A 24140-nucleotide genomic window follows, 5' to 3' on the forward strand; every position below is an offset into this window, starting at 1 on the left:
CACTATTTGGCGTAATCTACCGCGCGGGTCTCGCGAATGACAGTGACCTTAATCTGCCCCGGATACTGCATAGTCTCTTCGATCTTCTTAGCAACGTCACGCGCCAGTCGGAGTGCAGCCAAGTCATCTATTTCCTCCGGACGCACAATTATGCGAATCTCGCGTCCCGCTTGAATGGCATAACTCTGGCTCACTCCCTTGAACGAGTTGGCAATTTCCTCCAAGGCGCGTAGGCGCTTGATATACTGCTCCAGATCTTCACGACGCGCCCCAGGTCGAGCTCCCGAAATCGCATCCGCCGCTTCCACAATCACCGCTTCGAGGCTTTCTTGTTCCACCTCATGATGGTGAGAGGCAATGATGTTAACAACTTTTGACGGTACACCATACCGACGAGCAAATTCTGCGCCAATCATAGCGTGGGTGCCATCGGTGTTGTGATCCATTGCTTTGCCCAAATCATGCAAAAGCCCTCCCATGCGGGCTGCTTCCACATCGGCTCCAAGTTCAGCCGCCAGAACAGCCGCCAGCTTCGCCACTTCCACAGCGTGGGCAAGTTGGTTTTGCCCATAAGATGTGCGGTATTTTAACCGCCCCAGCACCCTAATAATCTCCGGATGCAACCCTGTCACTCCGGCATCATAAGCCGCCTGTTCTCCCGCTTCCACAATCGCCTTCTCAACCTCCCGCTGCTCCTCGTTTAGAATCTTTTCAATCTGGGCAGGATGGATGCGACCATCACTGATGAGACGCTCCAACGAACGCCGCGCAATCTCGCGTCGGATGGGATCAAAACATGAGATGGTGACTGTTTCCGGCGTATCATCCACGATGACATCCACGCCTGCAGCCTGCTCAAATGCACGGATATTCCGCCCGTTACGGCCCACAATACGGCCTTTCATCTCCTCATTGGGCAGCGAAATAACAGAGGTTGTGACACTTGCCACATGATCTGAAGCCACGCGCTGAATGGCTTCGGCAATTAACTCGCGTGCACGTTTCTCCCCTTCGGCACGTGCCTCGGCTTCAATTTGTCGAATCACACGCGCCATATCAGCACGAGCCTCCTTTTCGACCTCCGCCAAGAGCAAGCTACGCGCTTCCTCAACGCTCATTTGGGCAATACGCTGTAACTCGGCTATTTGTTGCTCATAGAGCCGCTCAATTTCGTTGGCGCGTTTATCGAGAGAGGACTGCCGCTTATTGAGCGCCTGTTCACGTTGTTCCAAACGCTCAATGCGATTATCCAATTCCAAGCGGCGTTTTTGCAGGCGGTCCTCTTCACGGGCAATCTCCGAACGCCGACGGTTGACCTCAGCCTCGGTCTCCTGCAGAATCTTAAGGGCTTTGTCACGGGCTTCAATCTCAATCAGCTTGGCCTGTTCGGTAGCATTGGTTATCAGACTGTCTGCAATCTCCTTCTGCTCCCGCTGCAAACGAGCGATCAATGAACGCCTCACAAAGTAAATGACCACCCCTACCAGGATGATATCCCCTATTAAAAGTAACAGCGTCATTAGTAGAAAATTTCCATTTGCACCCATTTCTAACCTCATTATTCCATTTTAGTATCGCGGGTAGCCTGAATCTCTTCCCAAACTCGCCGCACAGTTGCCACAACAGTTCCATAGGCAAAACCACGGCGTTGCAAAAAACCCACCATTCGCCTATAAAACGTGGTGTAATCCAGGCCCTCAAGCCGACGTGCATAGCGCAAACCCGCCTGGTACGCTAATTCATTATCCTCAAGATTGGCTACCGCTTGTTGGATATTTTCCTCTGATATCCCCTTACGCCGGAGTTCCAGGGTAATCAAACGCCGACTACGCGGACGAGAGGCACTCCGACTTTCTACCCAGGCACGGGCAAAGCGATCATCGCGCACCCAACCCTCTTCAATCAGGCGCTGTAGGGTTGCTTCAACAGCCGACGGCTCAAATCCTTTGCTCTCCAATTTGCTTCGCAGTTCGGCTTCAGAGCGCGGACGATGGCTTAAGAATCTTAAAGCAGATTGATAGGCTGCTTCCCGCGTTTCCTCGGCTTGCAAGGCTGCAATCTTTTCATCACTGAGCATTTGACCCACTCGCAGCCAAGCAGCGACAATGCGTGACAGCCCAAAAGCAAAGGTTCCGTCCAGATAAACGTTAACCCGGTTAGGGTTGCGTTTTTGTACGCGCAGCGCCGTGATCTTGTGCTCCATTTTGTCAAATATCAGCGCGCTGCTTCGCCCGTCTTATCGGCTCGTTCGCATATTGCCGGTGGGATGACCAGATTCAGTTATCTGAATGGGTAAAAACCATGCACTCGGGCCAAAGATCAGCTTCTCCATTACATGCCCAGCCCGCGGCGTAGTAAGATGTCAAATAATTGAAAGACCCTTCCTACCGTATTCACACCCTGTTACCCATCCAGTTCCGTTTCTGGTCGGTGAACCCATTCCCTTTTTGTCGTTATTCGAAACCCTAAAACTCCAACTGTGTGACCCTTTAGGGCCCACAGAGCCATCTTGACTAGGCACAGCAGCAAAGAGAATATCAGAATTTGTTAATCAATTATACACGATTTCTTAACATGACAAGTCAAATTTATTATCCGATTAGAGGAATGTTATCAAAAATTTAGGAGCGCCAAGACATCCTGAAGAGCAACGTCAAAGAGTTCCTCCAGGATAGCATCATCCACCTGATAGGCTCCCCCAAACACACCATCCCCAAACGTAGTCCGTGTTTCCTCCGCACTGAGTAAGCCCTGATAACCCTCAACACGCTTCTCCCCTGAAGGAAGTTCAGTTACCCGAGTAAACGGAAACGCCTCCGCCCATCCGGCGTGGTAAATCTTAAGTCCATAACGAGCCGCTACCTCTTCAACACTGTGCGACTGCCACCATGCATACCAAGCGACGCGCATGCCCGCGTGACGGTTGGCTATCTCGGTTAGGACATTCTGGGCCGCGATATTTCCTCCGTGACCATTTAAGACCACAAAGCGACGAAAACCTTGATGATAAAGACTTTGGACAATATCTTCGACCACTCTGACGAATGTCTCAGTGCGTAACGAAATCGTTCCTGGATAAGTCAGGAAATAAGGAGAAATCCCGAAATTAAGGGGCGGCGCAACCAGAACCCCACTTTGACGACTAGCCGCGTCTGCAAGCGCCATCGAGATCCTCACATCTGTTAGAAGACTCAGGTAACCATGCTGCTCACAGGCCCCTAAAACTAGAATCACCCGATCGTCTCGCCGTAGATATTCCTCAACATCCATCCAGTTGAGATCTTCCAAACGCATGCCTATCTCCTTACAAAGAAAAATGTGCTGCTCAATAGGATTGAGCAGCACTCGAATACCACCCCATTACACCACAATGCTGACCAAACGTCGTGGCACGTAAATGACTTGCCGTGGGGCTTTGCCTCCTAGATGGCGCTGAACGGCTTCACTCTGAAGTGCAAGGGTCTTGATCTCATCCTCACCGATTTCAGCATTCACAATTAGACGATCTCGGACTTTCCCATTAACCTGTACCACGATTGTGATCATCTCCTCTTTAGCAGCCTCTTCATCGACCTGAGGCCAGGACTGGGTATGTACAGAATAGGGCTTACCCAGCAAGGCCCACATCTCTTCACTAACGTGTGGACACACCGGAGCCAGCATCCGCAAGTAGATATCTACCGCCTCTTCCCACGCCGGAGTACCCCAAGCGCCACTTTGTTTGGCTTTACTCATCTCATTGAGCAGTTCCATAAGCGAGGAGATAATCGTATTGAATTCAAACTCCCGAAAATCACGCGTGACTGAACGCAACGTCTGATGAACCTTTCGCCGCAACTGGCGCAAGGTTGTCTCATCTGCCTTACCTGACTCAGGAGTCGGTTCTAGGATAACCGACCACACCCGTTTGAGCCACCGATGCACTCCTTCAATACCACCACTGTTCCACGGTCCACCCTGATCCCAGCGTGCAAAGAACATTAGATAAGCCCGCACGGTATCCGCCCCATAACGGGTTACTAGATCGTCCGGAGCGATCACGTTCCCCCGGCTCTTCGACATTTTTTCCGAATCCTCACCCAGCACCATCCCTTGATTGCGGAGTTGTAGCATAGGTTCGTTGCCTTTGGTAATCCCAATATCTCGGCAGGCCTTATGGAAAAAGCGAGTGTAAATCAAGTGCATGGTAGCATGTTCAATACCCCCCGTGTAAGTATCCACTGGCATCCAATAATCATACTCGCGGGGGTCAAAGGGCCCCTGATCATAGTGGGGACTCAAATAACGCAAATGATACCAAGAAGAACACATAAAGGTATCCATGGTATCCGTTTCCCGCTCCGCCGGCCCACCGCAGGATGGGCAAGTGGTAAAGCGCCAAGTCGGATGCAGTTTTAAGGGGCTCTCACCCGTCGGCCGCCATTCCACATCCTCCGGAAGTAACACGGGAAGCTGATCCTCTGGAATGGGCACCGTACCACAGTGCGGGCAATAGACGATTGGAATAGGGGCACCCCAATAGCGCTGACGCGAAATCAACCAGTCCCGCAACTTATAGGAAACCTCAGCCCGCCCCATGCCGTGCGCCTCCAGGTAGGCAATGACCTTTCGAATACCTGGATCATCATGCCCTTTGCCATTAATATAGGTGCCGTTGAGTGGCCCACTGTTAATCATATAGCCAGGCCCCGTATAAGCCGCCTCCATGGTCTCGCCATCAAAGACAACCCCCTCCGGTTGAATGACTGGGACGATGCGCAGACCATACTTACGCGCAAAAGCAAAATCACGTTCATCATGGGCGGGAACAGCCATGATCGCACCTGTGCCATAACTCATTAGCACATAATCAGCGATCCAAATGGGAATGCGTTCTCCGTTGACCGGGTTAATCGCGTATCCACCTGTAAACACCCCTGTTTTCTCACGATCAGCGGCCTCACGCTGAATATCCGATTGCCGCAAAGCCTGGTAAACATACGCCTCAACCACGGGTTTCTGTTCAGGCGTTGTGATTTTCTCTACCAGCGGGTGCTCCGGTGCCAGCACCATAAAAGTAGCTCCCCACAGGGTATCCGGACGGGTGGTAAAGACTTCAATCGGATCTCCCTGCTCAGTCCGGAACGTCACCGCTGCCCCTTCAGAGCGACCAATCCAATTGATTTGCAGGGTGCGCACTCGTTCAGGCCAATCAATACCTTCAAATGATAATAACTCCTCTGCGTATTTGGTCAACCGAAAGAACCACTGCTCCAGGTTCTTCTTAATCACTGGTGTCCCGCATCGCTCACAGACGCGCTCTTCCCCTACAACCTGTTCACGCGCCAGGGTAGTGTTGCAGGAAGGGCACCAGTCAACCATTCCACCTTTGCGGTAAGCTAGACCGTGCTTATAGAATTGCAGGAAAAACCATTGCGTCCAGCGATAATACTCAGGATCTGAACTTATGGCTTCGCGCCGCCAATCAAACATGGCCCCCATGCTCTTGAGTTGCCTGCGCATGCGCTCAATATTGCGGTAGGTCCATTCCTTGGGGTGAATGTTATGCTTGATGGCGGCATTTTCCGCGGGTAGTCCGAAGGCATCAAATCCCATCGGGAAAAGTACGTTATAGCCCTGCATACGCATAAAACGCGCTCGAGCATCGGAAGGTGTCATTGCATACCAATGACCAATGTGTAAATCGCCCGAGGGATACGGCAGCATGGTTAGTGCATAGTGCTTGGGACGGCTATAATCAATATCCGCATGATACAGCCCATCCGTTTCCCACTTTTCTTGCCACTTACGCTCTATTTCAGTTGGGTTATACGTTGGAATGGAGAAATTCATCCTTGATCACTCCTAGCAAGACAATCTTTTCAAAATAAAACAACCTTCGCCACCACACAGGGACGAAGGTTGCTCTCCGCGGTACCACCCCAATTGCCCGGGTAAATCCACACCCCGGACCACTCTTTGATGCGCTAACGGGCATCACCCGTCCCTGGCTACTGATCTTCACCCGGGCGACCTGCCCCGAGTTTCGAGGCGGCAGGCGAGTTCGATCTTGACTGGCCTTCCGCAGAGGCCCCGCTAGGCTTCCACCTTCCCTAGCTCGCTGACGGATGATCTACTACTCCTGCCCTGGTCTTACAAAGTGAGCCGGGAGATGGCTCCTGGCTCACATCTCGTGTGGACCCAGGGGGATTCGAACCCCCGACCTTCTCAATGCCATTGAGACGCGCTCCCAACTGCGCTATGGGCCCTTACTAAATTTTTAAGGTGCGCTTTCCTTCCGGCCTGCACCAAGTGGACCTGAGGGGATTCGAACCCCTGACCTCTTCAGTGCGATTGAAGCGCGCTCCCAACTGCGCTACAGGCCCTTATCAAGGGTAATCAAATTCTAATCGGAAGGACCTAGACTGTCAAGTCAAGCGCACACCGATCCTGCGCATATCTCGCAGTTATGGAGAAAAGGCCTGGACCTTTGACGTAACTGGCACACTTCTTGCATTAGAGAAGATAACCCTACTTTGCTACCCGACCCATTACTATGAGACGCGCTGAATACTCCAAATCCACAACCTCTTCACAGAATGTCTCGGTCAATCGCCTGGGGTTTCACTATTACCCTGACGCGCTACATTACACGACCCGTGACCTCCAAACCTGGCTGCCGCTCCTCTCACATCTCAACGTGGGTTGGTTGGTGCTGGAGTCTCCGGTCACGCGGGCCATCCCCGAAGGATTCATCCGCAATCTGCTCAGACAGGGCATTTCCCCCCTCATTCAATTTCCCTTTTCTCCCGCTACCCCGCCCGAACTAAGAGAAGTAGCACCTATCATTGAGGCTTATATCAAATGGGGGGCCCTTCACATCCAAGTGTTTGACCGGCCTAACCTTCGAGTAACTTGGGGAGCCGCCTTCTGGATGCATCCCGATTTAGCCGAGGCATTTGTAGATGCCTTCCTGCCTTGGGCCCAGTGGATTATTTACTGCGGGGGGTATCCCGTCTTTCCCCCCTTATCCCCGGGAGGGGATTACTGGGACACCGCCTTCCTCCAGAATGTGCTCGCCATTCTTGAACGGCGCCAACAAACTAGGGTCATTGAAAATTTGCACCTTTCTGCCTATGCTTGGACTCATGATCATCCCCTTGAATGGGGACAAGGGGGTCCACTGGCATGGCCTGAAGCGCGCCCTTATCATGAATCTTTAGATACACAAGATCAACGCGGCTTCCGCATCTTTGAGTGGTATGAAGCAATTGCTCAATCTCTAATTGAGCGTCCCCTTCCTATTCATCTCTACCATGCAGGTTTGCCCAATGATCCTCAAACTCTTCTTGGTCGCCCTAACGCTCCCCATCCGGCCGAGATGCCCACTATTCAGGTTCTCTATAGCACACTGGATCCTAAAAACATTACTGCCTCGACTCCCCCAGCGGATTACTCTCCCTCACTGCTCTCCTGCAACTTTTGGCTACTCTCCGCCTCTATTGACAGCCCTTTTATAGCCCATGCTTGGTTTCGGGATGGAAAACCCGCTAACGATGCCGTATCCAAATTAGCAGAAGTAGCAGTGAGGCCAACCAATACTCCATCTGATTTCAAGGATGCATCTCTGGTCGAACGCTTGGGTCGTCCCATTGGCCATTACATTCTCTTGCCCCCCGATTGGGCTGCTCATCCCGAGCTGGTCCTCAAGGTGCTCTCACAAGCGCCTGCAGGGGATACCCCTACCCTAGGCACCTCACTCTCTGAAGCCGTTCTTGCTCAACGTGTCACCTTGGTAGAACCAGAAAAGTTTGCTCCCGAGGTTCTGAGTCAATTAAAAGCCAGTGGCTGTGTAGTCCACACCCTTACTTCGGATCTTGATTCCCATCCCTTGTAATCAGACGAGGTGAACTATGAATCTCCGATTTCTCGAGACCACTTCTAAAACTACCGAGCTCAGCGCTCCCAAACCTATTCTTAAGGTCATCGGCCTAGGTGGTGCAGGTTGTAACGCCGTCAATCGCATGATTGAGTTGGGTATCAGTGGGGTGGAGTTCATTGCTGCCAATACAGATGCCCAAATCCTGCAGCAATCCCTGGCCCCCGTCAAGATCCAACTGGGCCCTCGCCTTACCCGAGGCCTGGGAGCAGGTGGGAATCCCAGTGTTGGCGAGGCCGCTGCCGAAGAAAGTTACCGCGAGCTCAGCGCCGCCCTGAGTGGAGCTGACATGGTCTTCCTCACTGCCGGTATGGGGGGTGGTACTGGCACAGGCGCAATCCCCATCGCCGCAAGAGTTGCTCGCTCGCTGGGAGCAGTCACGGTAGCCGTGGTCACTCTGCCTTTTGTGTGGGAAGTTGGGCGTCGCCAGGTTAATGCCTCTGAGGGCCTGGCGCGTCTTCGCCCTTACACTGACACTTTGATCACTATTCCCAACGACCGGTTGTTAGCCATTGCACCAGAGAATCTTCCCTTGGAACTGGCCTTCCGCCTGGCCGATGATGTGCTACGCCAAGGGATTCAAGGCATTTCCGAGTTAATTACTGAACCCGGCCTGATCAACATTGACTTCGCCCACATTCGCCAGGTCATGCAGTCGGGTGGCGGCTCGGTGCTCTCCATCGGTTTTGGACAGGGCGAACATAAGGCCCAAAAAGCTATTGAACAGGCATTACATCACCCGTTATTGGATTCAATTAACTTGGAAAATGCTTCTGCTCTTATTGTTAATTTTACCGCTGGCCCGGATCTGACCTTCATGGAAGTGGTGGAAGCCCTGAATGATCTACAATCGCGTACCAACAATCAGATCGAAATTATTCCCGGTGTCGTGACCAATGCCGTTATGGAGGATCGCGTGCAGGTCATCCTAGTCATTACAGGCCTGGGTGCAACCCCCGTGGAAATGCCCCAAGCCGCGCGTTCCCGCTGGTCACGCTCAGCAGAGGTCACCCCAACACTACAACCTGCAATAACGCCCCCTTCTACCAATCCAGAAGGCGAGATCCCAACTGCCAATAACCTGGATGTTCCGGCTTTCTTGCGTCGCCGCACCCGCTAAAGGACTGCTTATGGACGCCCAAGTATTGCAGAAAGTTTGTCGTCAAATTTATACGCGTTTTCCCCAGATCCGGGGGCAGAAGCCCAAAGTCAAGCCCCAGACCGAGGAAATCTACCTTTTAGTTTTCGAAGGCCGAGCCACGACTGAAGATGGCAAAACCCTACACCACATCGTCCGAGCCACTGTAACAAAAACCGGAAAAATCCTCAAAACCACTATCTCCCGTTAGGCGGCAAACAAAGGAGGTTTTCATGCTTACCCCTCTCTTGCGACATATCGAGATGTTTTGGTGGGACCTTGTTATTCAAACCTTGAGCCGCTTTACCCTTCTCCAACACATATTGCGTGTGATCTATCGTCACTGGCCGCGCTCGCTTCGAGCCAAAGACGTAAAAATATTGTTGATTACGGCAATCAGTGGATTTGTGGCTGGGATGCTCCTAGCAGAACTTTCCTGGCATTGATGGATAACTTATGAAGCGTTGGCTCCATCTAGCTTGGATCCTCACCCTTGGGTTGGGGATTCTGATCACCCAGCCTAGCCATGCTGCCCCGGGCGTTCCGGGTTCGCCTGATCTAGCTCTCGGAGTAACCTTTTATCCAGAGGGGCACTTCTCAGAAGTAGCCCTCCAGAGTCTTGCGATACTTAAGCCTCACTGGGTTAGCGTTCCCCTTGCATGGCAGCGTTTTCAACCTAGTCCCGAAACCACACCCGATTTAAGTTTCCTGGATCCTCTTATGCAAATAGCGGCCAGAGAGGGACTTGCCGTCATGATCAGTCTGACCCAACCCCCCGCTTGGGCGCTAGTTGCTTCCGGTCCCGACGCAACCCTCACGACTCAGCTCATCCTCACCCTAACCCAACGCTACCCGGGCGTCGTGCAGGCCGTGGAATTGTTCCCTGGGGCCAATACACCGGAAGGATGGGGAAGTTTGCCCAACCCATCCCATTACGCCCACTTGTACCTTGAGGTTCAGAAAGCACTTCAGGATCAGATACCTTCTGTCCACCTGGTTGCCGCTGGCCTGCAACCCCCAACGCCCTCCCAAATTGCCAACGGCGCGATGGATGACCTCCAATTCCTGGAGGGGCTATATCAGAATGGGCTGGTTTCTCGTATGCCGATTTTGAGCCTCCAACTCCCTCTGTTGAGCGGTGATCCCCTCAAGCCCGCCAGTGCCTCAACCCCTTGGGTGTTGCGACACTATGAGCAAGTACGCCAGGTCATGCTCTCCCATCACCACGCAGAGGGTATGCTCTGGATTACCCGCTTGGCCGCTCCCGATGGTAAAATAAACCCAGAGGATCGAACCTATCTGGCAACCGAATACGAGATGAAATGGTGGCGCCAGGCGCTGGTGCAAATCCGTTCGCAGTTGTATATTGGGACCGTCTTTGTGTATGATCTGAACCCAGCACCCGCAGATCCCACACCGACGAGAAGCCTTATCCTGGGAACCAATGAAAGACATCCCCTTTACCCGTGGATCAGGTGGCTTCTCCAGCAAAATTGCAATGGCGATTCACACTTAGGTCGCCCTAAAGACCAGGCCCTCACCAAGAGCCGCGACCGACCTTGAAAAATGGGAAAAAGACTCCGCATCCTGCTCCCTGTTCTCTTCTTAACCTGCCTGATTTTAGGATATCTAACAAATCGCTATTTCCTTCAAATCTCCTCTTCAGGGGTTGCTCGTGCCACCATAACCCCACTCCCAACGTTGCCGAATCAGCGTAACTTTTTGGTAATAATTGTCGACGACCTCAGTGATTCCCACCCAGAGATCCAGGCCCTCTGGGCGTTGATCCTTTATTACCCTCAGCATAAGCTTATTTTCCAGCCCCTCTCTACAGTAACACTTCCCGAAAAAAATTTACCTGATTATGTCAACATTCGTGCAGGGAACCATAAAATTTCTTCCGACTTTCTTCAGCAGGCCTCTCTGGCTTACCACATTCCTTGGCAGGACTATCTGGTCCTAGACACCACAGCCTTAACCTTCTTAAGCCATTGGGCACAACAAGTGGCAAATCCCAGCAATACCGGCGCATTAGAAATCTCTGCTGGGAAAGTTTTTATCCATATCTGCAACCGCCTGCAAGGCTCCACAGAAGCGCTCATTGATCTAATGGGACAGCAAACCCAGATCCCTGAACACTTTCACTCCAGCCTAACCCTTGAAACTGCTCTTGAAATCCGGCGCAGACTGGAGATTCCCCCCAATTCGTCTCTCGAGTGTCAGGTCCTCGAGCCATAGTTGAGGATTAGCCTCTTCTAAATGAGTTTTTAATACTCTTTTTATACACTCGTGCTATAGTACATCACAGTTTGATTGGGGCACAATGCTCCAAATAAGGCTAACAAAGGACATAAAACCAGCACCTTAAACCCATGTTACATGGAGGCAAGAACCGATGAAACGCCTTGGCTCTATCCTTTTTCTTGCTTTCGTGTCAGTATTGATCACCACCCTTGCTCTGGTGATCCCTGCTAATGCGCAGGATATTACCCCTGAAAGCAATTCTCCTAATTTGACCCTCTACACGACCTATCCAAGCCTCGTCGTCGGACCTGGTGAAACTGTCTCTGTAGATGTGCATGTTCGAGTCGCTTCACAAGCCGAAGTAGTGCGTCTTCAGATCAGTGAGGTACCTGAAGGATGGACAGCAACCTTACGGGGAGGCGGTAAAACCGTTCAGGCTGTATATGTCCAGGCAGATAGCGAAGCCAATCTAGAATTGCGCCTAGACCAGCCCAAAACCATTCAGGCAGGTACCTATCGGGTGGTGGTAACCGCACGCACTCCCAATGCAAGCGCTCAACTCCCCATTGAAATCACAATAAAAGAGAAACAGCCTTCTCGACTCTCGTTTGATGTGGACCTTCCAGTATTGCGGGGCTCTCCTAGCACTACCTTCCGTTACAGCGTGACCCTCAAAAATGAGGGGGATGACGAGATTACAGTCAATCTAAGCGCCAATGCGCCGCGTGGTTTCCAGGTGAATTTCCGGTATGGTGGCCAAGACGTCACTTCCCTCCCGCTGGGGGCAAAAGAGAGCAAATCTATTACTGTGGAAGCCCAACCACTGGTAGATATCACCGCTGGTAGTTACCCCATCACCATTATAGCCCAGGGGAATGATACCCAAGCATCACTTGACTTGACCGCTGAGGTTACTGGACAGCCCTCCTTGAGCATCACCACCCCAGATGGTCGTCTTTCCGGGCAGGTCTATACAGGGCGCGAAACCTCGCTCAAGTTGATCGTCCAGAACACGGGCAGCGCTCCTGCTAAAGGGGTGAAACTCTCAGCCAGCGCTCCCAGTGGTTGGACGGCGACTTTTGATCCAGAGGTGGTGGATGAAATCGCTACCAATGCCCAGAGCGAGGTAACGCTTAAAATCAAACCGGCGGATAACGCCATTGCGGGGGACTACATGCTAACCCTGCGGGCAACCCCCACCCAGGGAGCTTCCAAGTCCGTGGATTTTCGCATCACGGTGTTGACCTCCACCTTGTGGGGCATTACCGGAGTTGTTCTGATTGCCATTGCAGTTGGGGTCGTGATGCTAGCGGTGATTCGCTTTGGTCGTCGGTGATCCCGGGAGGCTCAAATATGAGCGAGGTCATCGTAACCAAAGACCTAACTAAAAAATATGGGGACTTTGTTGCCGTTGACCATCTTAATCTGACCGTTCATAAAGGTGAGGTCTTCGGTCTTCTCGGCCCGAATGGCGCCGGGAAGACCACCACCATCCTTATGATCCTAGGGCTTACTGAGCCCACTTCCGGAAGTATCCGTGTCTTAGGCTTTGATCCAACCCGACAACCCCTGACGGTCAAAGCACATGTAGGGTACCTGCCCGATCAAGTTGGGTTCTACGACGAGCTCACCGCCTACGAAAATTTAATCTACATTGCTAAATTGAATGGTCTCCCGCGCGAAGAAGCCGATCGGCGCATTGAGGCCGCTCTGCAAAAGGTCAACCTGAGTGAGATGCGCGATAAAGCGGTATCCACCTTTTCACGCGGGATGCGCCAGCGTTTAGGGGTGGCCGAAATCCTCATCAAACAGCCACAAATCATCATCATGGATGAACCAACCCAAGGTTTGGACCCTGAAGGGGCGAGGGAATTCTTAGATATCATCCGCACTTTGCGCGCTGAGGGGATTACCATTCTGCTTTCTTCGCACCTCTTGCATCAGGTGCAAGCCGTTTGCGACCGGGTGGGCCTCTTCCACCGTGGGAAAATGATGCTGGAGGGCACTGTTGATGAGTTGGGACGCAAGATACTGGGCAAGGCTTTTCGCATTTATGTAGAAACCCCCGACACAACCCCCGAAATCGTCGAAGCCTTGAAGCAGGTTCCAGGCGCTGTTAACGCTCGCGTCCTCAATAACATGACAACCATCGAGGTTGAAGCCACCTCTGATATTCGCCATGAAATTGCCAGGTCACTCATCGCTGCGGGTGGGCAGCTCCGCGGTCTAAGCATGGAAGCCCAAAGCCTAGATGAAATCTATGCCCAATACTTCCAGGAGGTGGAACATGTCCGCGCTTGAACGAGCTGAGGTCAAACGTCTACGCGAGGGATCACCCTGGACAGGCTTGTGGGCAGTTGTAGCCAAGGAAATGGCCGATCATCTAACCAGCGCGCGCATGCGCATCCTGGAACTGCTGATCTTACTCACTGCAGGCGGGACTGTCTACGTGGCTATGCAGCAAATTCGCGCCTCTATTGGCAGTGACCGCTTTATCTATTTGAAACTATTCACCCTGTCCCAAGATCCATTACCCTCCTTAATTGGTTTTCTGGGGTTTCTGGTGCCATTGATCGCCATCGCCTTGGGATTTGACGCTGTCAACGGGGAATTTAACCGTAAGACCCTCTCGCGCATTCTGGCTCAACCCATTTACCGCGATGCGCTCTTGCTAGGTAAATTTTTGGCAGGGCTCTTCACACTGGCACTGGTCTTTTCAGCAATTTGGTTGCTCATTTTTGGCATGGGATTGATTGGATTGGGGGTAGCGCCCAATACTGAAGAAGTGGGACGTTTGCTCTGGTTCTTGCTAGCAACGATTTTCTACGGTGGTATCTGGCTGGTGCTTGCCCAGATGTTTTCGGTGGTGTTTCGACAACCGGCTACTGCCGCCTTAGCAGCTATTGCAACTTGGTTATTCTTCACTGTGTTCTGGAACATCCTGGCCAGCCTCCTTGCCCAATCCCTGCGCCCTATCCAATATGGTTTCCTTGAGGAAGCGTTGGCTCAAGCAGAACTTGAACTTGCTCTGACTCGTATCTCGCCCAATACACTCTACGCCGAAATCGCTATTGCTCTGCTCAACCCAACAGTGCGCTCACTAGGGTTTGTTCTTCCGTTCCAGCTGGAGGGGGCTATCTTGGGGACACCTCTGCCGCTGCACCAGAGTGTCCTTTTGATCTGGCCGCATTTGACCGGCCTGATTGCGGCCACCATCTTGCTGTTTGCTCTGGCCTACATACTCTTCCAGCGGCAGGAAATCCGAGCATAATATTTAGAACACACCGGGAGGGACTTATGTTCCCTCCCGGTAATCAGCTATTTCTTAAAGGCTTGCCCAGCGCTCCCCTATTGCAGTAGAATTATTTTTGGTGAAGATTACTTTCCACGCCCCTGTAGCTCAAAGGATAGAGCAGCGGACTTCTAATCCGTTGGTTGTGCGTTCGAGTCGCACCAGGGGCACTGGATTGCTGGAGAAACAACTGCGTTCGCTTTTCTTATTTAGAGGTGCGTTATGAACAAACAAGCGTGGCCTGAAAGAAAGGGACTGCTTCAACTGGCCGGGCAGGATGCTACGATTGTTGGGGCAGATATCCAGATAGGAGATGAGGCACCAGAATTCACTGCCCAAACCCAGGATTGGCAACCCATCCCTGTCCTGGCTTCGACCAAGGGCAAGGTACGCATTATTGCGGCCGTTCCGTCATTGGAGACCACCACATGTGATCGTGAAACTCGCCGCTTCAATCAAGAAGCCGCTGCACTCAGTGAAGATATTGTGGTCATTGTCATCAGCACTGATCTTCCATATACTCAGAAGCGCTGGTGCGGTGCAGCAGGAATTGATCGCGTTCTTGTGGTTTCTGATCACATGGATGCTGAATTCGGTCAAAAATATGGTTGTTTGATCAAAGAAAGGCGTATTCTTCGCCGAGCAGTCTTTGTGATTGATCGAAATGACCAAGTGGCATATGCCGACTATATGCCCGTACTAAGTCAGGAACCCGACTATGAGGCTGTTCTCCAAGCTGCCAGGAACGCTCTGGCGTCCTCATAAGGTCTTTGGCGGAAAGGAAAATTACCATGATTCCGATTGTCTTTCGCTCAAACCCGCACAAACCTTCAACCGGGAGTGAAACCCTTTTGCTGATCGCTCGTGGTGTATCCTATCACTTTACCATTCACTCCCATGCGTGGCGCCCACCCACAGATATCTACGAAACCGAAGATAAGATCGTGGTGCTTATTGAAGTTGCTGGGATGCACGAGAAGGATTTTGTGGTCTCGCTCGACCGCAACCGATTGAGTGTGTCTGGAGTCCGTTCTCAACCTCTAGATGAGCGCCGGGCCGTTCACCAAATGGAAATCCCATTTGGTGAGTTTGCCACTGAAGTAGAAATCCTGACCCCAATTGATTGGGACAAAGTCACGGCAACTTATGAGAATGGCTTTCTGCGTATTGAGTTGCCCAAACGTCAACCCAAATCCATCGAGATTACGACCGAGGGGTAAAACCAACTATGGGAGCCTACCGTTGGCCTGTTCTTAGACCTTGGGAAGAATATACAAACGATTTTGGCTCGGAAGAGAATCTCCAGGAAATTCTTCTGCCCTCTGATAACCTCAACACTTCCAGTGAGTCGCCCACGCATTCCACTTCCGACCCCCAGGCACAAAATAGCGCGGAGGGCATGCTCAAACTTCCCGAAGTCCTCCCCATCCTACCGCTACGGGGGCTGGTGGTTTACCCCCAAACCATGGTGCCGCTCACCATTGGTCAGCCTCGCAGTATCCGTTTGGTCGATGATGTCGTAGCCGGTGAACGCCTCTTTGGGCTAGTGGCTTCTAGGGTCTTTGACATTGAAACCCCAGGGCCAGAACATCTGTTCCGGGTAGGAACAGCCGCTATCATTCACCGCATGTTCCGAGCCCCTGATGGTACTATCCGCCTCCTTGTTCAAGGATTAATTCGCTTCCGTATCATTGAGTTCACGGCCACTGAGCCATACTTGATGGCCAGGGTTGAAGTCCTTCCCGAAATCCTAGAAACTGGCCTTCAAGTTGAAGCGTTAGAACGCAACGTTCGCGAGCAGTTTATGCGCATGGCCGAACTGATCCCCTCCATGCCACGCGAACTGGTCGCCACCATTGCGGCCATCCCCGATCCACTTCAATTGGTCTATAACATTGCGAATATTCAGCGCATGGACATCAACGACGCCCAAGAGATTCTGGAACTTAACCGCATTAGCGAAAAGCTCCAGAAACTGGTGACCATCCTGACACGCGAAATTGAAGTTCTAGAATTAAGTCAGAAAATCCAGAAAGAAGCCCGTTCGGAAATCGACAAAGTACAGCGCGAATACTTCCTGCGGGAGCAGCTGAAAGCCATCCAACGCGAACTGGGTGAGGGAGACGAACAGGCTGCTGAAATTGAGGAATTTCGCAAGCGCATCGAAGCAGCCAAAATGCCTGAAGAGGCCGAAAAACAGGCTCGCCGCGAATTAGATCGCCTGGCCAAACTTCCCACCGCCGCTGCCGAATACGGTGTCATCCGCACTTATCTGGATTGGCTGGTTTCTCTACCTTGGTCAATTACCACACCCGATAATCTGGATATCCAGAATGCGCGTCGGGTATTAGATGAAGACCATTATGGACTAGAAGATATTAAGGAGCGCATCTTAGAGTTTTTGGCGGTGCGCAAGTTGCGCCAAGAGCGACGTGAGGCCTTACAGGCCGAGAGTTCTACCAACCACATTCGCCGCGAGCGTGAGGGGGTAATTCTATGCTTCGTGGGACCGCCCGGGGTTGGAAAAACATCGCTTGGACAGTCCATTGCCCGCGCCCTCGGACGCAAGTTTGTGCGCATTTCATTGGGTGGGATGCGGGATGAGGCGGAAATTCGTGGTCACCGCAGAACGTATATTGGTGCAATGCCTGGGCGCATTATTCAGGCTCTGCGCCGGGTAGAATCGCGTAATCCCGTTTTCATGCTAGATGAAATTGATAAGCTCGGGGTTGATTTCCGCGGCGACCCGGCTTCTGCCTTGCTGGAAGTGCTTGACCCCGAACAAAATGCCGAGTTCCGGGATAACTATATCGAGGTTGCTTTCGATCTCTCCCAAGTCATGTTCATCACGACCGCCAATACCTTGGAAACAATCCCGGCTCCATTGCTTGACCGCATGGAAGTTATTCAGCTCTCGGGATACACCGAGAATGAAAAGCTAAACATCGCGCGTTACTACCTCATCCCGCGCCAAATTCGCGAAAACGGCCTTAAAGCGGAAGAAATCGAATTTACAGATGAGGCTATTTTGAACATCATCCGCCACTATACCCGTGAAGCCGGGGTACGCAATTTGGAGCGCGAGATCGGTGGCGTCTGCCGGAAAGTAGCTGTCCTAATAACCGAGGGCAAGACCACTCAGGTGCGCGTGGAACCCGCACAAGTACGCGAGTTCTTGGGTCGCCCCAAATATCTCGCTACACAGGAAATTATTCGTCGGACGGAGATCCCTGGCGTTGCCATCGGTTTGGCCTGGACACCGGTAGGAGGTGAAATTCTCTTTGTGGAAGCCACGCGGATGCCGGGCAATAAGGGTTTCATTACCACCGGTTCGGTAGGGAAAGTGATGCAAGAATCGGCTCAGGCTGCTCTCTCTTATGTCCGTGCACATGCCGTAGAACTGGGCATTGATCCGGATATTTTTGAGAAATCCGATATTCACCTCCATGTGCCGGCCGGCGCGCAGCCAAAGGATGGGCCCTCAGCGGGGGTGACCATCGCTACGGCGTTGGTCTCCCTTCTCACAGGCCGCTTGGTACGTCATGATGTGGGTATGACGGGAGAAATTACTTTGCGCGGCCAAGTTTTGCCAGTCGGTGGTATTAAGGAAAAAGTGCTGGCTGCTCATCGTGCCGGGCTTAAGACCGTTATCCTGCCTAAAGACAACGAAGGGGATCTTGAGGACCTAAGCGAAGAAATTCGCCAGGCGATAAACTTTGTGCTGGTCGAAACCGTAGACGAGGTACTCCAGCATGCTCTTGAACAGCCCGTCACTGAGCCCGCTCCCTCCCCTGCTCCTTAGAGGCCCTATGATAAAAATTCTTCTCATCGAAGATCACACCCACACACGCCAGTTGTTGCGCACATTGCTTGAAATGGAAGGCTACCGCGTCCTCACGCCATCTACTCCAGAACCGCAGAGTGTTATGAGCGTTGTTCAGCAGGAACACCCAGCGATCATGATCCTCGATGCTCACCTGCGTGAGTTTAGTGGATTTGATATTCTGGCTGCGCTGCGGCCGCTGGATCCTGAGCAGCGCCCCAAGATTATCTTGACCTCTGGTGAGGACTTAGGCCTAGAAGCGGATCAAGCAGGCGCAAATGCTTTTCTACTAAAGCCCTTTGCACCCCAACAGTTACTTCGCCTTATTGAGAACCTAAACGCGCGAGATGCCTTATGACTAGCCAAGTACCTCGAGTAGCCATTCTCACCATCTCCGATCGCTCCTACCGCGGAGAACGCCCCGATACCTCGGGGCCCCAGTTAGAACAATTGATGAGCAATCAGGGCTGGCAGATCACAGCAACTGCAATCGTCCCAGATGATATAGAAAGGATTCGCCAAGTACTCCTACAGTGGTGTGATGACGACGTAGCCGACCTAATCCTGACCACTGGGGGAACTGGGGTAGGTCCCAGGGACGTTACCCCTGAAGCCACTCAAAGCGTTATTGAGCGGCCCTTGCCTGGGATAGCTGAAGCCATGCGTGCAGCCAGCCTCCAAATCACGCCTCATGCCATGCTCTCGCGCTCGGTAGCCGGTATTCGGAAGCGAACGCTAATTATCAATCTGCCTGGTAGCCCAAAAGGGGCTATTGAGAATTTGGAGACGGTGCTTCCGGCCCTTCCCCATGCAATTGCCCTCATCCGAGAGAACCCAGAGGCCGAAAAAGGCCATCACATCCCTTCCTAAATGTGTTTCTGCAAGGAGGTTTCTGTCCTATGGCTGAACACACCACCGAGAATCGAGCTGGTCACCTACGTACGACGGTGCACTTAGAGCCTGGGGAGGTGGTTGCCCTCTGTCGTTGTTTCAAATCCAAGCAATTTCCCTTCTGCGATGGAACACATAAAACTTTAGAGAGCGAAGTTGGCCCGGTTGTTGTTCATGCGCCGAAGGAATCCTCCCCAACAACTACATAGAGTCACCGAAAAGAGGTGCAATTAGTTCCATAACCTTAAGGTCTTAACCCCTTGCACGGGAGACTCAAGCGCAGCCCGCAGATCATCATTTTTGCGGAGCACAAAGATTGGCACACCCAAAGCCTGAATCCGCTCACGGAGGGGAGCCACATCGCCATGTCCCCCAAAGGATGCACGATCCACGACGATTAGGACGGGGTTAAGATCGCGCCGAAGCAGTTCCTCAACTGTCAGGGCAACATCCCAATCGTTGGCAGCCGTAATGACTACCACCGTTGTGCCCCGCACCAGGAAATTCGCCTGGGTTTGCACCAAGCCCAATATCGGCAAATGACCATTGGGTTGGACGAATGCCAGCACCTCCAGTAATTTATCTAACTGACGCTCACCACGTTCGGCAGGTAACACACTTAACGTTTGGCTTGCACAGGCTAGCCCCACCGCACGCCCATGTCGCAAGTAATACCGGGCCACAGACGCTGTTGCGGCTACTGCGTATTCGAACGTGCTCGGGGGGAGGACCGTTTCTAAGCGCTGCATCCAAATCCAGAAAGGTTGCCCGCGCAGAGAAATGGTATCCTCTTGGGAAATGTGAGCACTTATATAAGCATCTAAGAAGAGCCAAACATCTGCATAGGGGTCCTGCTCAAATTCTTTGACCATTAACCGCTCATGTCTAGCAGTACTTCGCCAGTGAATACGATTGAGAGGATCTCCCGGTAAGTATTCACGCACTCCTGCTGCATAAGGGGTCACCTCTGCACTACGCCGCCGAAGCGCCCGCCCACCCGGTAATCTCCCTAGGGGAGCAGGAAAGGCATTGATTTCCGTCATATATGGAAGAACAAGTAGCGTCTTTAGCGCCGGGTACTCGCGTCGTACTGCAAAGAAGCCAAAGGGATCTCCCGAGATCAACATAGTGGGACCTAACGGGAAAGCTCCCCGGCGGCGCAGGACAGTTCGTGTCACAAAAAAGCGCTCCTCACCGCTCCCAATTTCCGAAAGTACGCGTGAAAAATTTTTGCCTGGCAGCGGTGAAAGGTCGCGCACTTCTAGCCAGATAATTCTTAACCGACCTCGGTTACGAATCTCGAAACGCTCTTCAAAGGTTTGCCCCACCTGATATCGGAGACCTCGTACATACCGATTGACCTCAACCTGTCGCAAAGCCCTTGAAGTCCAAATCCAGGAAAAAACCAAAAGGAGGCCAATCCCATAAGCTAAGCGCAGGTAAATGCGCGCTGTGGCACCTCCACCCACAAGAAATGCAACAAGTACAACGGCTAACAATCCCAAAAAGAACAAGGCAGTCCGGCGGACAATCATTCGCTTTGTAGCCTCTGTACTACACTCCCACCCGGCACCGGCAGGGTCATCAAAATTTCCCGCAGAATCTGTTCAGCGGTTAGATCCTTGAGCTTGGCCGCTGGCTGGATGATCATGCGATGCGCCAGGACATGCTCAGCTAGAACCTTGATATCGTCTGGTAGAACATAATCACGTCCTTTAATGGCGGCCCGCGCCTGACCCGCACGGTACAGTCCCAAACTACCCCGCGGGCTGGCACCAAGATAAACATCGCTATGTTCGCGTGTTGCACGTACCAACTCCACAATATACCGCGCAACCGCTGGAGAGACATAAATGGTCTTAACGGCCTCTTGGGCCTCCAGTACTTCTTCTATGCTGGTCACTGGTTTTAAGTCCATCACTGGATGACGAAGTTGCTGCAATTCCAAAATCCGGATTTCATCTATGAGCGCCGGGTAGCCAATCCGAATCCGCATCAGAAAGCGATCCAATTGAGCCTCAGGTAGCGGGAATGTGCCCTCATATTCAATGGGGTTCTGAGTCCCCAAAACAATGAAAGGTTGCGGTAAAGGATGGGTGACACCATCTACGGTAATCTGACGCTCTTCCATGGCTTCCAGCAAGGCAGATTGGGTTTTTGGGGTAGCCCGGTTGATTTCATCTGCCAGCACCACTTGAGCCACAATCGGGCCTGGACGAAATTCAAACTGGCGTGTCACCTGATTGAAGATTGAAACCCCTGTTACATCGCTGGGCAACATATCGGGGGTAAACTGAATGCGACTGAATGCACAACCAAGGGATTTTGCCAAACTCCGTGCCAAAATAGTTTTACCTACTCCCGGCACGTCGTCAATGAGCAAGTGCCCCTGACACAATAACCCAATAACCACCAGTTCGAGTGTCTGGCGCTTGCCCACAATCACTTTTTCCAGATTTGCCAGTAGTCTATCAGCAAACCGCTGAACTTTTTCGACAGCCGTTTCCATGAACCTGATCCCTTCTCTAGGACTTGGATCTTAGGGTCAACAGGCCCAGAATTATCCACGCCACCCAGGCCAGCAGACTTCCCCATGCACCCACCTTAAAGGATAGTGGGTCATACACGAACTGCACAGTGTGTTTGCCCGGCATAAGCATTATAGCCTGTAAGCATCCATCAACTTGCAAAGGCTTTTGGGAAACCCCGTCTACAATGGCTTTCCATCCAGGATACCACTGATCAGCCAACCTTAGCCACCCTGGTCCAAAAGTTTCAACTTCAAGGTCCACTAAGTTCGGTTTATAGGCAACCATAACAACCTTTGCTTTGGAAGCGGGTAGTGTTACTTCCTGGACCTTCTGAGTCCCTGTAATGATCAAACAACGCGAATCCGAGTTTATCACACCCCTCAGTGCCGTCAACGTTGTGGAGAGGGTTGATTCGCTCTTCACACAGGTAAACCATTGCCACCATCCTTTGCCTTCCAGTTGTCGAAAAGAAACTCCCCACAATCCATGATCATTTTGCTCCTCCACAACTGTAACATTTAGGTCTTGCAACCAGGTTGTCTTGAGGGGCTCAGTTTGGGACTCAATTTCATTCATCAACGCAACATAACACCCTGGCAGTAAAGGATCAAAATTGTTCAGACTCGAGATACGCTCTAATAGATTCAAATTAGGTAAGAGGGAATAGCGCAATTCCCGCCAACTCTCCTCAACTTCATACCGATCAAAGCGGAAGAAGCGCTTGAATTTCAGCGCATACTCATCTTGTGCGGAAAGATAAAGACGTCCCCTTCCAACCTGAGCACGTAAGTAAGAAAGGTTGTCCAGAGGCTCATAAATTTTCATTGGCACGGTGGGAAGCAATCCTCTAGCAGCCATGAGGATATCTATAGTCACCCCAGCAAGGAACAACCACTCCCACCCCAACCGCCACCCCGATCTCACCGACTCCCCAGGCGTAAGAAGCAGAATAATCATTGCCCCCAGAGCCACTAGACCAAACTGAAAAGTGGCAGTTGCAAATGAAGGCTTGAGATCTGAAAGCACCACTTGAGCCAACCGCGCTGACAACATGATGGCAAAAGCGGCCATAATGCTTAGGCGCAATCCATAAAGCATGCGTCCCTCGGGCTTCCGCCAACTTTCTACGCCAATGCCGCTTAGCACCGCAAGTCCAAAAATCGTCCCAATCAACCAACGTGAGGGCGCCTGGAACATATCAAACGTGGGCACATAGTGATACAAAAACGAGTAAACCGGTGTATTTTTACCAAGAGCCAAAATGACGCTGAGCAGGATAATCCCCCAGGCAACCCTCACAATGTGATGATTAAATTTTAGATCGTCCCTTTTCGGAATCCGAAACCGAAATACATCTTTCAGAGTAGTCAATGCCATCAGGAAGGGCAAGAAACCAATGTAAACCGCATCCTCCCAATAATTAGCATATCCCCAATAACCATCTGTCCCAGGATTTCCAAACAAGCGGGGCACTACCAACCCGGTCAAACGCCACGGCCACAACGAATACGTCATAGCCTGTTCATAATCCACTTGGGTAGATCGTTGAGACATGAGCAAATATTCAGCCGTGGGCAGTAGCTGGATCAGACTCAATCCAACCGCCCAAATTAACGCCAGGCTCCCATACAAGACAAACGTGCCCCATTGCTTTTCAAGGATCTGACGCCCCCGAACAATTCCCCATACCCCTGCAAATAACCAGGTGTACCAGGTTAACTGAGCATGACCAGCCAGAAGTTGCATGGTCAAAACTAAAGTCAGGGAGAGGAGGCGCAATCTCAAAGCGCTCCTCGAAGGGGCGCTTATTAAGTTTTCCACACCAAACACCACCCAAGGTAGCCAAGCACCTGTCCAGAGCATACTGAAGAAATTAATCCGGGCCAAAAAATACTGACCAAAGCCAAAAGCTAGCCCAGCCACCACCTGGGCTAGTTCCCCACTTCCAAGACATTTCAACAGGCGCGCCATCCCCCATCCCGCCCATCCCAGATGAAAAGCAGCCAGCAATGTAAACCCCCACGCCAACCAGGGTGCACCTCCCAAGCCATAAAAGAGACCCAATATCCAAGACGGCGGATAGAACCATGCCAATTGATAATTAGCCAGTAAGGGAGCCCCTAAACCATTGAACGGATTCCAGAGTGGCCATATTCCCTCCTTCAGCATCTCGTAAGCCAACACGCGCCAGGGGACAAATTGCAAAATAGGTAATCCCCAATAAAGCACCTTGCCCCGAAGTAATGCCCCCCCTAACAAGAACAATGGCATGAGAAGAAATATGATGTAATACGGAATTTTCC

The 24140-nt window shown here is 51.9% G+C and carries 21 protein-coding genes and 3 tRNA genes; 15 read left to right on the forward strand and 9 right to left on the reverse strand.

Annotation, left to right across the window (positions count from 1 at the left end; genetic code table 11):
* Positions 1 to 2: 2 nt before the first annotated feature.
* The 6 genes from rny to Q0721_RS08125 form a co-directional block, all read right to left on the reverse strand.
* Complete coding sequence (gene rny / locus Q0721_RS08100) at positions 3 to 1547, reverse strand: ribonuclease Y (protein ID WP_299028044.1); 1545 nt, start codon at positions 1545 to 1547, stop codon at positions 3 to 5.
* An 11-nt stretch (positions 1548 to 1558) separates the two neighbouring features.
* Positions 1559 to 2203, reverse strand: a complete 645-nt coding sequence (locus Q0721_RS08105; protein ID WP_299028047.1) for a RecX family transcriptional regulator — start codon at positions 2201 to 2203, stop codon at positions 1559 to 1561.
* Positions 2204 to 2613: 410 nt separating this feature from the next.
* Positions 2614 to 3294, reverse strand: a complete 681-nt coding sequence (locus Q0721_RS08110) for a creatininase family protein (RefSeq protein ID WP_299028049.1) — start codon at positions 3292 to 3294, stop codon at positions 2614 to 2616.
* Positions 3295 to 3360: 66 nt separating this feature from the next.
* The gene (leuS, locus tag Q0721_RS08115) at positions 3361 to 5832 is read right to left on the reverse strand and encodes a leucine--tRNA ligase (protein ID WP_299028051.1); all 2472 of its coding nucleotides are present in this window, start codon (positions 5830 to 5832) and stop codon (positions 3361 to 3363) included.
* A gap of 343 nt (positions 5833 to 6175) precedes the next feature.
* Positions 6176 to 6248 (reverse strand) — tRNA-Ala (locus tag Q0721_RS08120).
* 44 nt (positions 6249 to 6292) lie between these two features.
* Positions 6293 to 6365: transfer RNA gene (locus tag Q0721_RS08125), tRNA-Ala, on the reverse strand.
* 170 nt (positions 6366 to 6535) lie between these two features.
* Here Q0721_RS08125 and Q0721_RS08130 point away from each other — a divergent pair.
* The 15 genes from Q0721_RS08130 (at position 6536) to Q0721_RS12380 (ending at position 19515) form a co-directional block, all read left to right on the forward strand.
* Positions 6536 to 7876, forward strand: coding sequence for a hypothetical protein (locus tag Q0721_RS08130; protein ID WP_299028053.1), 1341 nt, complete (start codon positions 6536 to 6538; stop codon positions 7874 to 7876).
* A 16-nt stretch (positions 7877 to 7892) separates the two neighbouring features.
* Positions 7893 to 9038: a cell division protein FtsZ gene (ftsZ, locus tag Q0721_RS08135; protein ID WP_299028056.1), complete on the forward strand. Its 1146-nt coding sequence runs from the start codon at positions 7893 to 7895 to the stop codon at positions 9036 to 9038.
* A 251-nt stretch (positions 9039 to 9289) separates the two neighbouring features.
* On the forward strand, positions 9290 to 9502 hold the full coding sequence (locus tag Q0721_RS08140) for a hypothetical protein (RefSeq protein WP_299028059.1): 213 nt from the start codon (positions 9290 to 9292) through the stop codon (positions 9500 to 9502).
* Between the two features lie 10 nt (positions 9503 to 9512).
* A complete protein-coding gene (locus Q0721_RS08145) occupies positions 9513 to 10619 on the forward strand; it encodes a hypothetical protein (protein ID WP_299028062.1) in 1107 nt (368 codons plus the stop codon).
* Between the two features lie 3 nt (positions 10620 to 10622).
* Positions 10623 to 11294: a hypothetical protein gene (locus Q0721_RS08150; protein WP_299028065.1), complete on the forward strand. Its 672-nt coding sequence runs from the start codon at positions 10623 to 10625 to the stop codon at positions 11292 to 11294.
* Between the two features lie 157 nt (positions 11295 to 11451).
* A complete protein-coding gene (locus tag Q0721_RS08155; RefSeq protein ID WP_299028067.1) occupies positions 11452 to 12636 on the forward strand; it encodes an NEW3 domain-containing protein in 1185 nt (394 codons plus the stop codon).
* Between the two features lie 17 nt (positions 12637 to 12653).
* Positions 12654 to 13601 (forward strand): ABC transporter ATP-binding protein, encoded by a 948-nt coding sequence (locus Q0721_RS08160; protein ID WP_299028070.1) that lies wholly within the window; start codon positions 12654 to 12656, stop codon positions 13599 to 13601.
* On the forward strand, positions 13588 to 14571 hold the full coding sequence (locus Q0721_RS08165) for an ABC transporter permease (RefSeq protein ID WP_299028073.1): 984 nt from the start codon (positions 13588 to 13590) through the stop codon (positions 14569 to 14571). Before Q0721_RS08160 ends, Q0721_RS08165 begins: the two co-directional genes overlap by 14 nt.
* 118 nt (positions 14572 to 14689) lie before the next feature.
* A tRNA-Arg gene (locus Q0721_RS08170) sits at positions 14690 to 14762 on the forward strand.
* A 52-nt stretch (positions 14763 to 14814) separates the two neighbouring features.
* Complete coding sequence (gene tpx / locus Q0721_RS08175) at positions 14815 to 15357, forward strand: thiol peroxidase (protein ID WP_299028076.1); 543 nt, start codon at positions 14815 to 14817, stop codon at positions 15355 to 15357.
* Positions 15358 to 15383: 26 nt separating this feature from the next.
* Positions 15384 to 15812, forward strand: a complete 429-nt coding sequence (locus Q0721_RS08180; protein WP_299028079.1) for an Hsp20/alpha crystallin family protein — start codon at positions 15384 to 15386, stop codon at positions 15810 to 15812.
* Positions 15813 to 15991: 179 nt separating this feature from the next.
* Entirely contained in the window at positions 15992 to 18394 is a 2403-nt protein-coding gene (gene lon / locus Q0721_RS08185; RefSeq protein ID WP_366519207.1) for an endopeptidase La, read from the forward strand.
* A 7-nt stretch (positions 18395 to 18401) separates the two neighbouring features.
* Positions 18402 to 18773: a response regulator gene (locus Q0721_RS08190; RefSeq protein WP_299028085.1), complete on the forward strand. Its 372-nt coding sequence runs from the start codon at positions 18402 to 18404 to the stop codon at positions 18771 to 18773.
* A complete protein-coding gene (locus tag Q0721_RS08195) occupies positions 18770 to 19285 on the forward strand; it encodes a MogA/MoaB family molybdenum cofactor biosynthesis protein (protein ID WP_299028087.1) in 516 nt (171 codons plus the stop codon). Before Q0721_RS08190 ends, Q0721_RS08195 begins: the two co-directional genes overlap by 4 nt.
* Before the next feature lie 29 nt (positions 19286 to 19314).
* Positions 19315 to 19515: a CDGSH iron-sulfur domain-containing protein gene (locus tag Q0721_RS12380; protein ID WP_366519204.1), complete on the forward strand. Its 201-nt coding sequence runs from the start codon at positions 19315 to 19317 to the stop codon at positions 19513 to 19515.
* Between the two features lie 21 nt (positions 19516 to 19536).
* On the opposite strand, the gene Q0721_RS08200 is transcribed toward Q0721_RS12380, so the two are convergent.
* Genes Q0721_RS08200 through Q0721_RS08210 form a run of 3 tightly spaced genes read right to left on the reverse strand, consistent with a single transcriptional unit; the run spans position 19537 to position 24108 of the window.
* Positions 19537 to 20841 carry a DUF58 domain-containing protein gene (locus Q0721_RS08200; protein WP_299028090.1) on the reverse strand — a complete coding sequence of 435 codons (1305 nt, stop codon included), beginning with the start codon at positions 20839 to 20841 and terminating at the stop codon, positions 19537 to 19539.
* Complete coding sequence (locus Q0721_RS08205) at positions 20838 to 21815, reverse strand: MoxR family ATPase (RefSeq protein ID WP_299028093.1); 978 nt, start codon at positions 21813 to 21815, stop codon at positions 20838 to 20840. Before Q0721_RS08205 ends, Q0721_RS08200 begins: the two co-directional genes overlap by 4 nt.
* 16 nt (positions 21816 to 21831) lie before the next feature.
* The gene (locus Q0721_RS08210) at positions 21832 to 24108 is read right to left on the reverse strand and encodes a hypothetical protein (RefSeq protein WP_299028096.1); all 2277 of its coding nucleotides are present in this window, start codon (positions 24106 to 24108) and stop codon (positions 21832 to 21834) included.
* Between the last annotated feature and the right edge of the window lie 32 nt (positions 24109 to 24140).

Origin of the sequence: uncultured Thermanaerothrix sp., assembly GCF_938028735.1 — a bacterium.
Taxonomy (GTDB): Bacteria; Chloroflexota; Anaerolineae; order Anaerolineales; family Anaerolineaceae; genus Thermanaerothrix.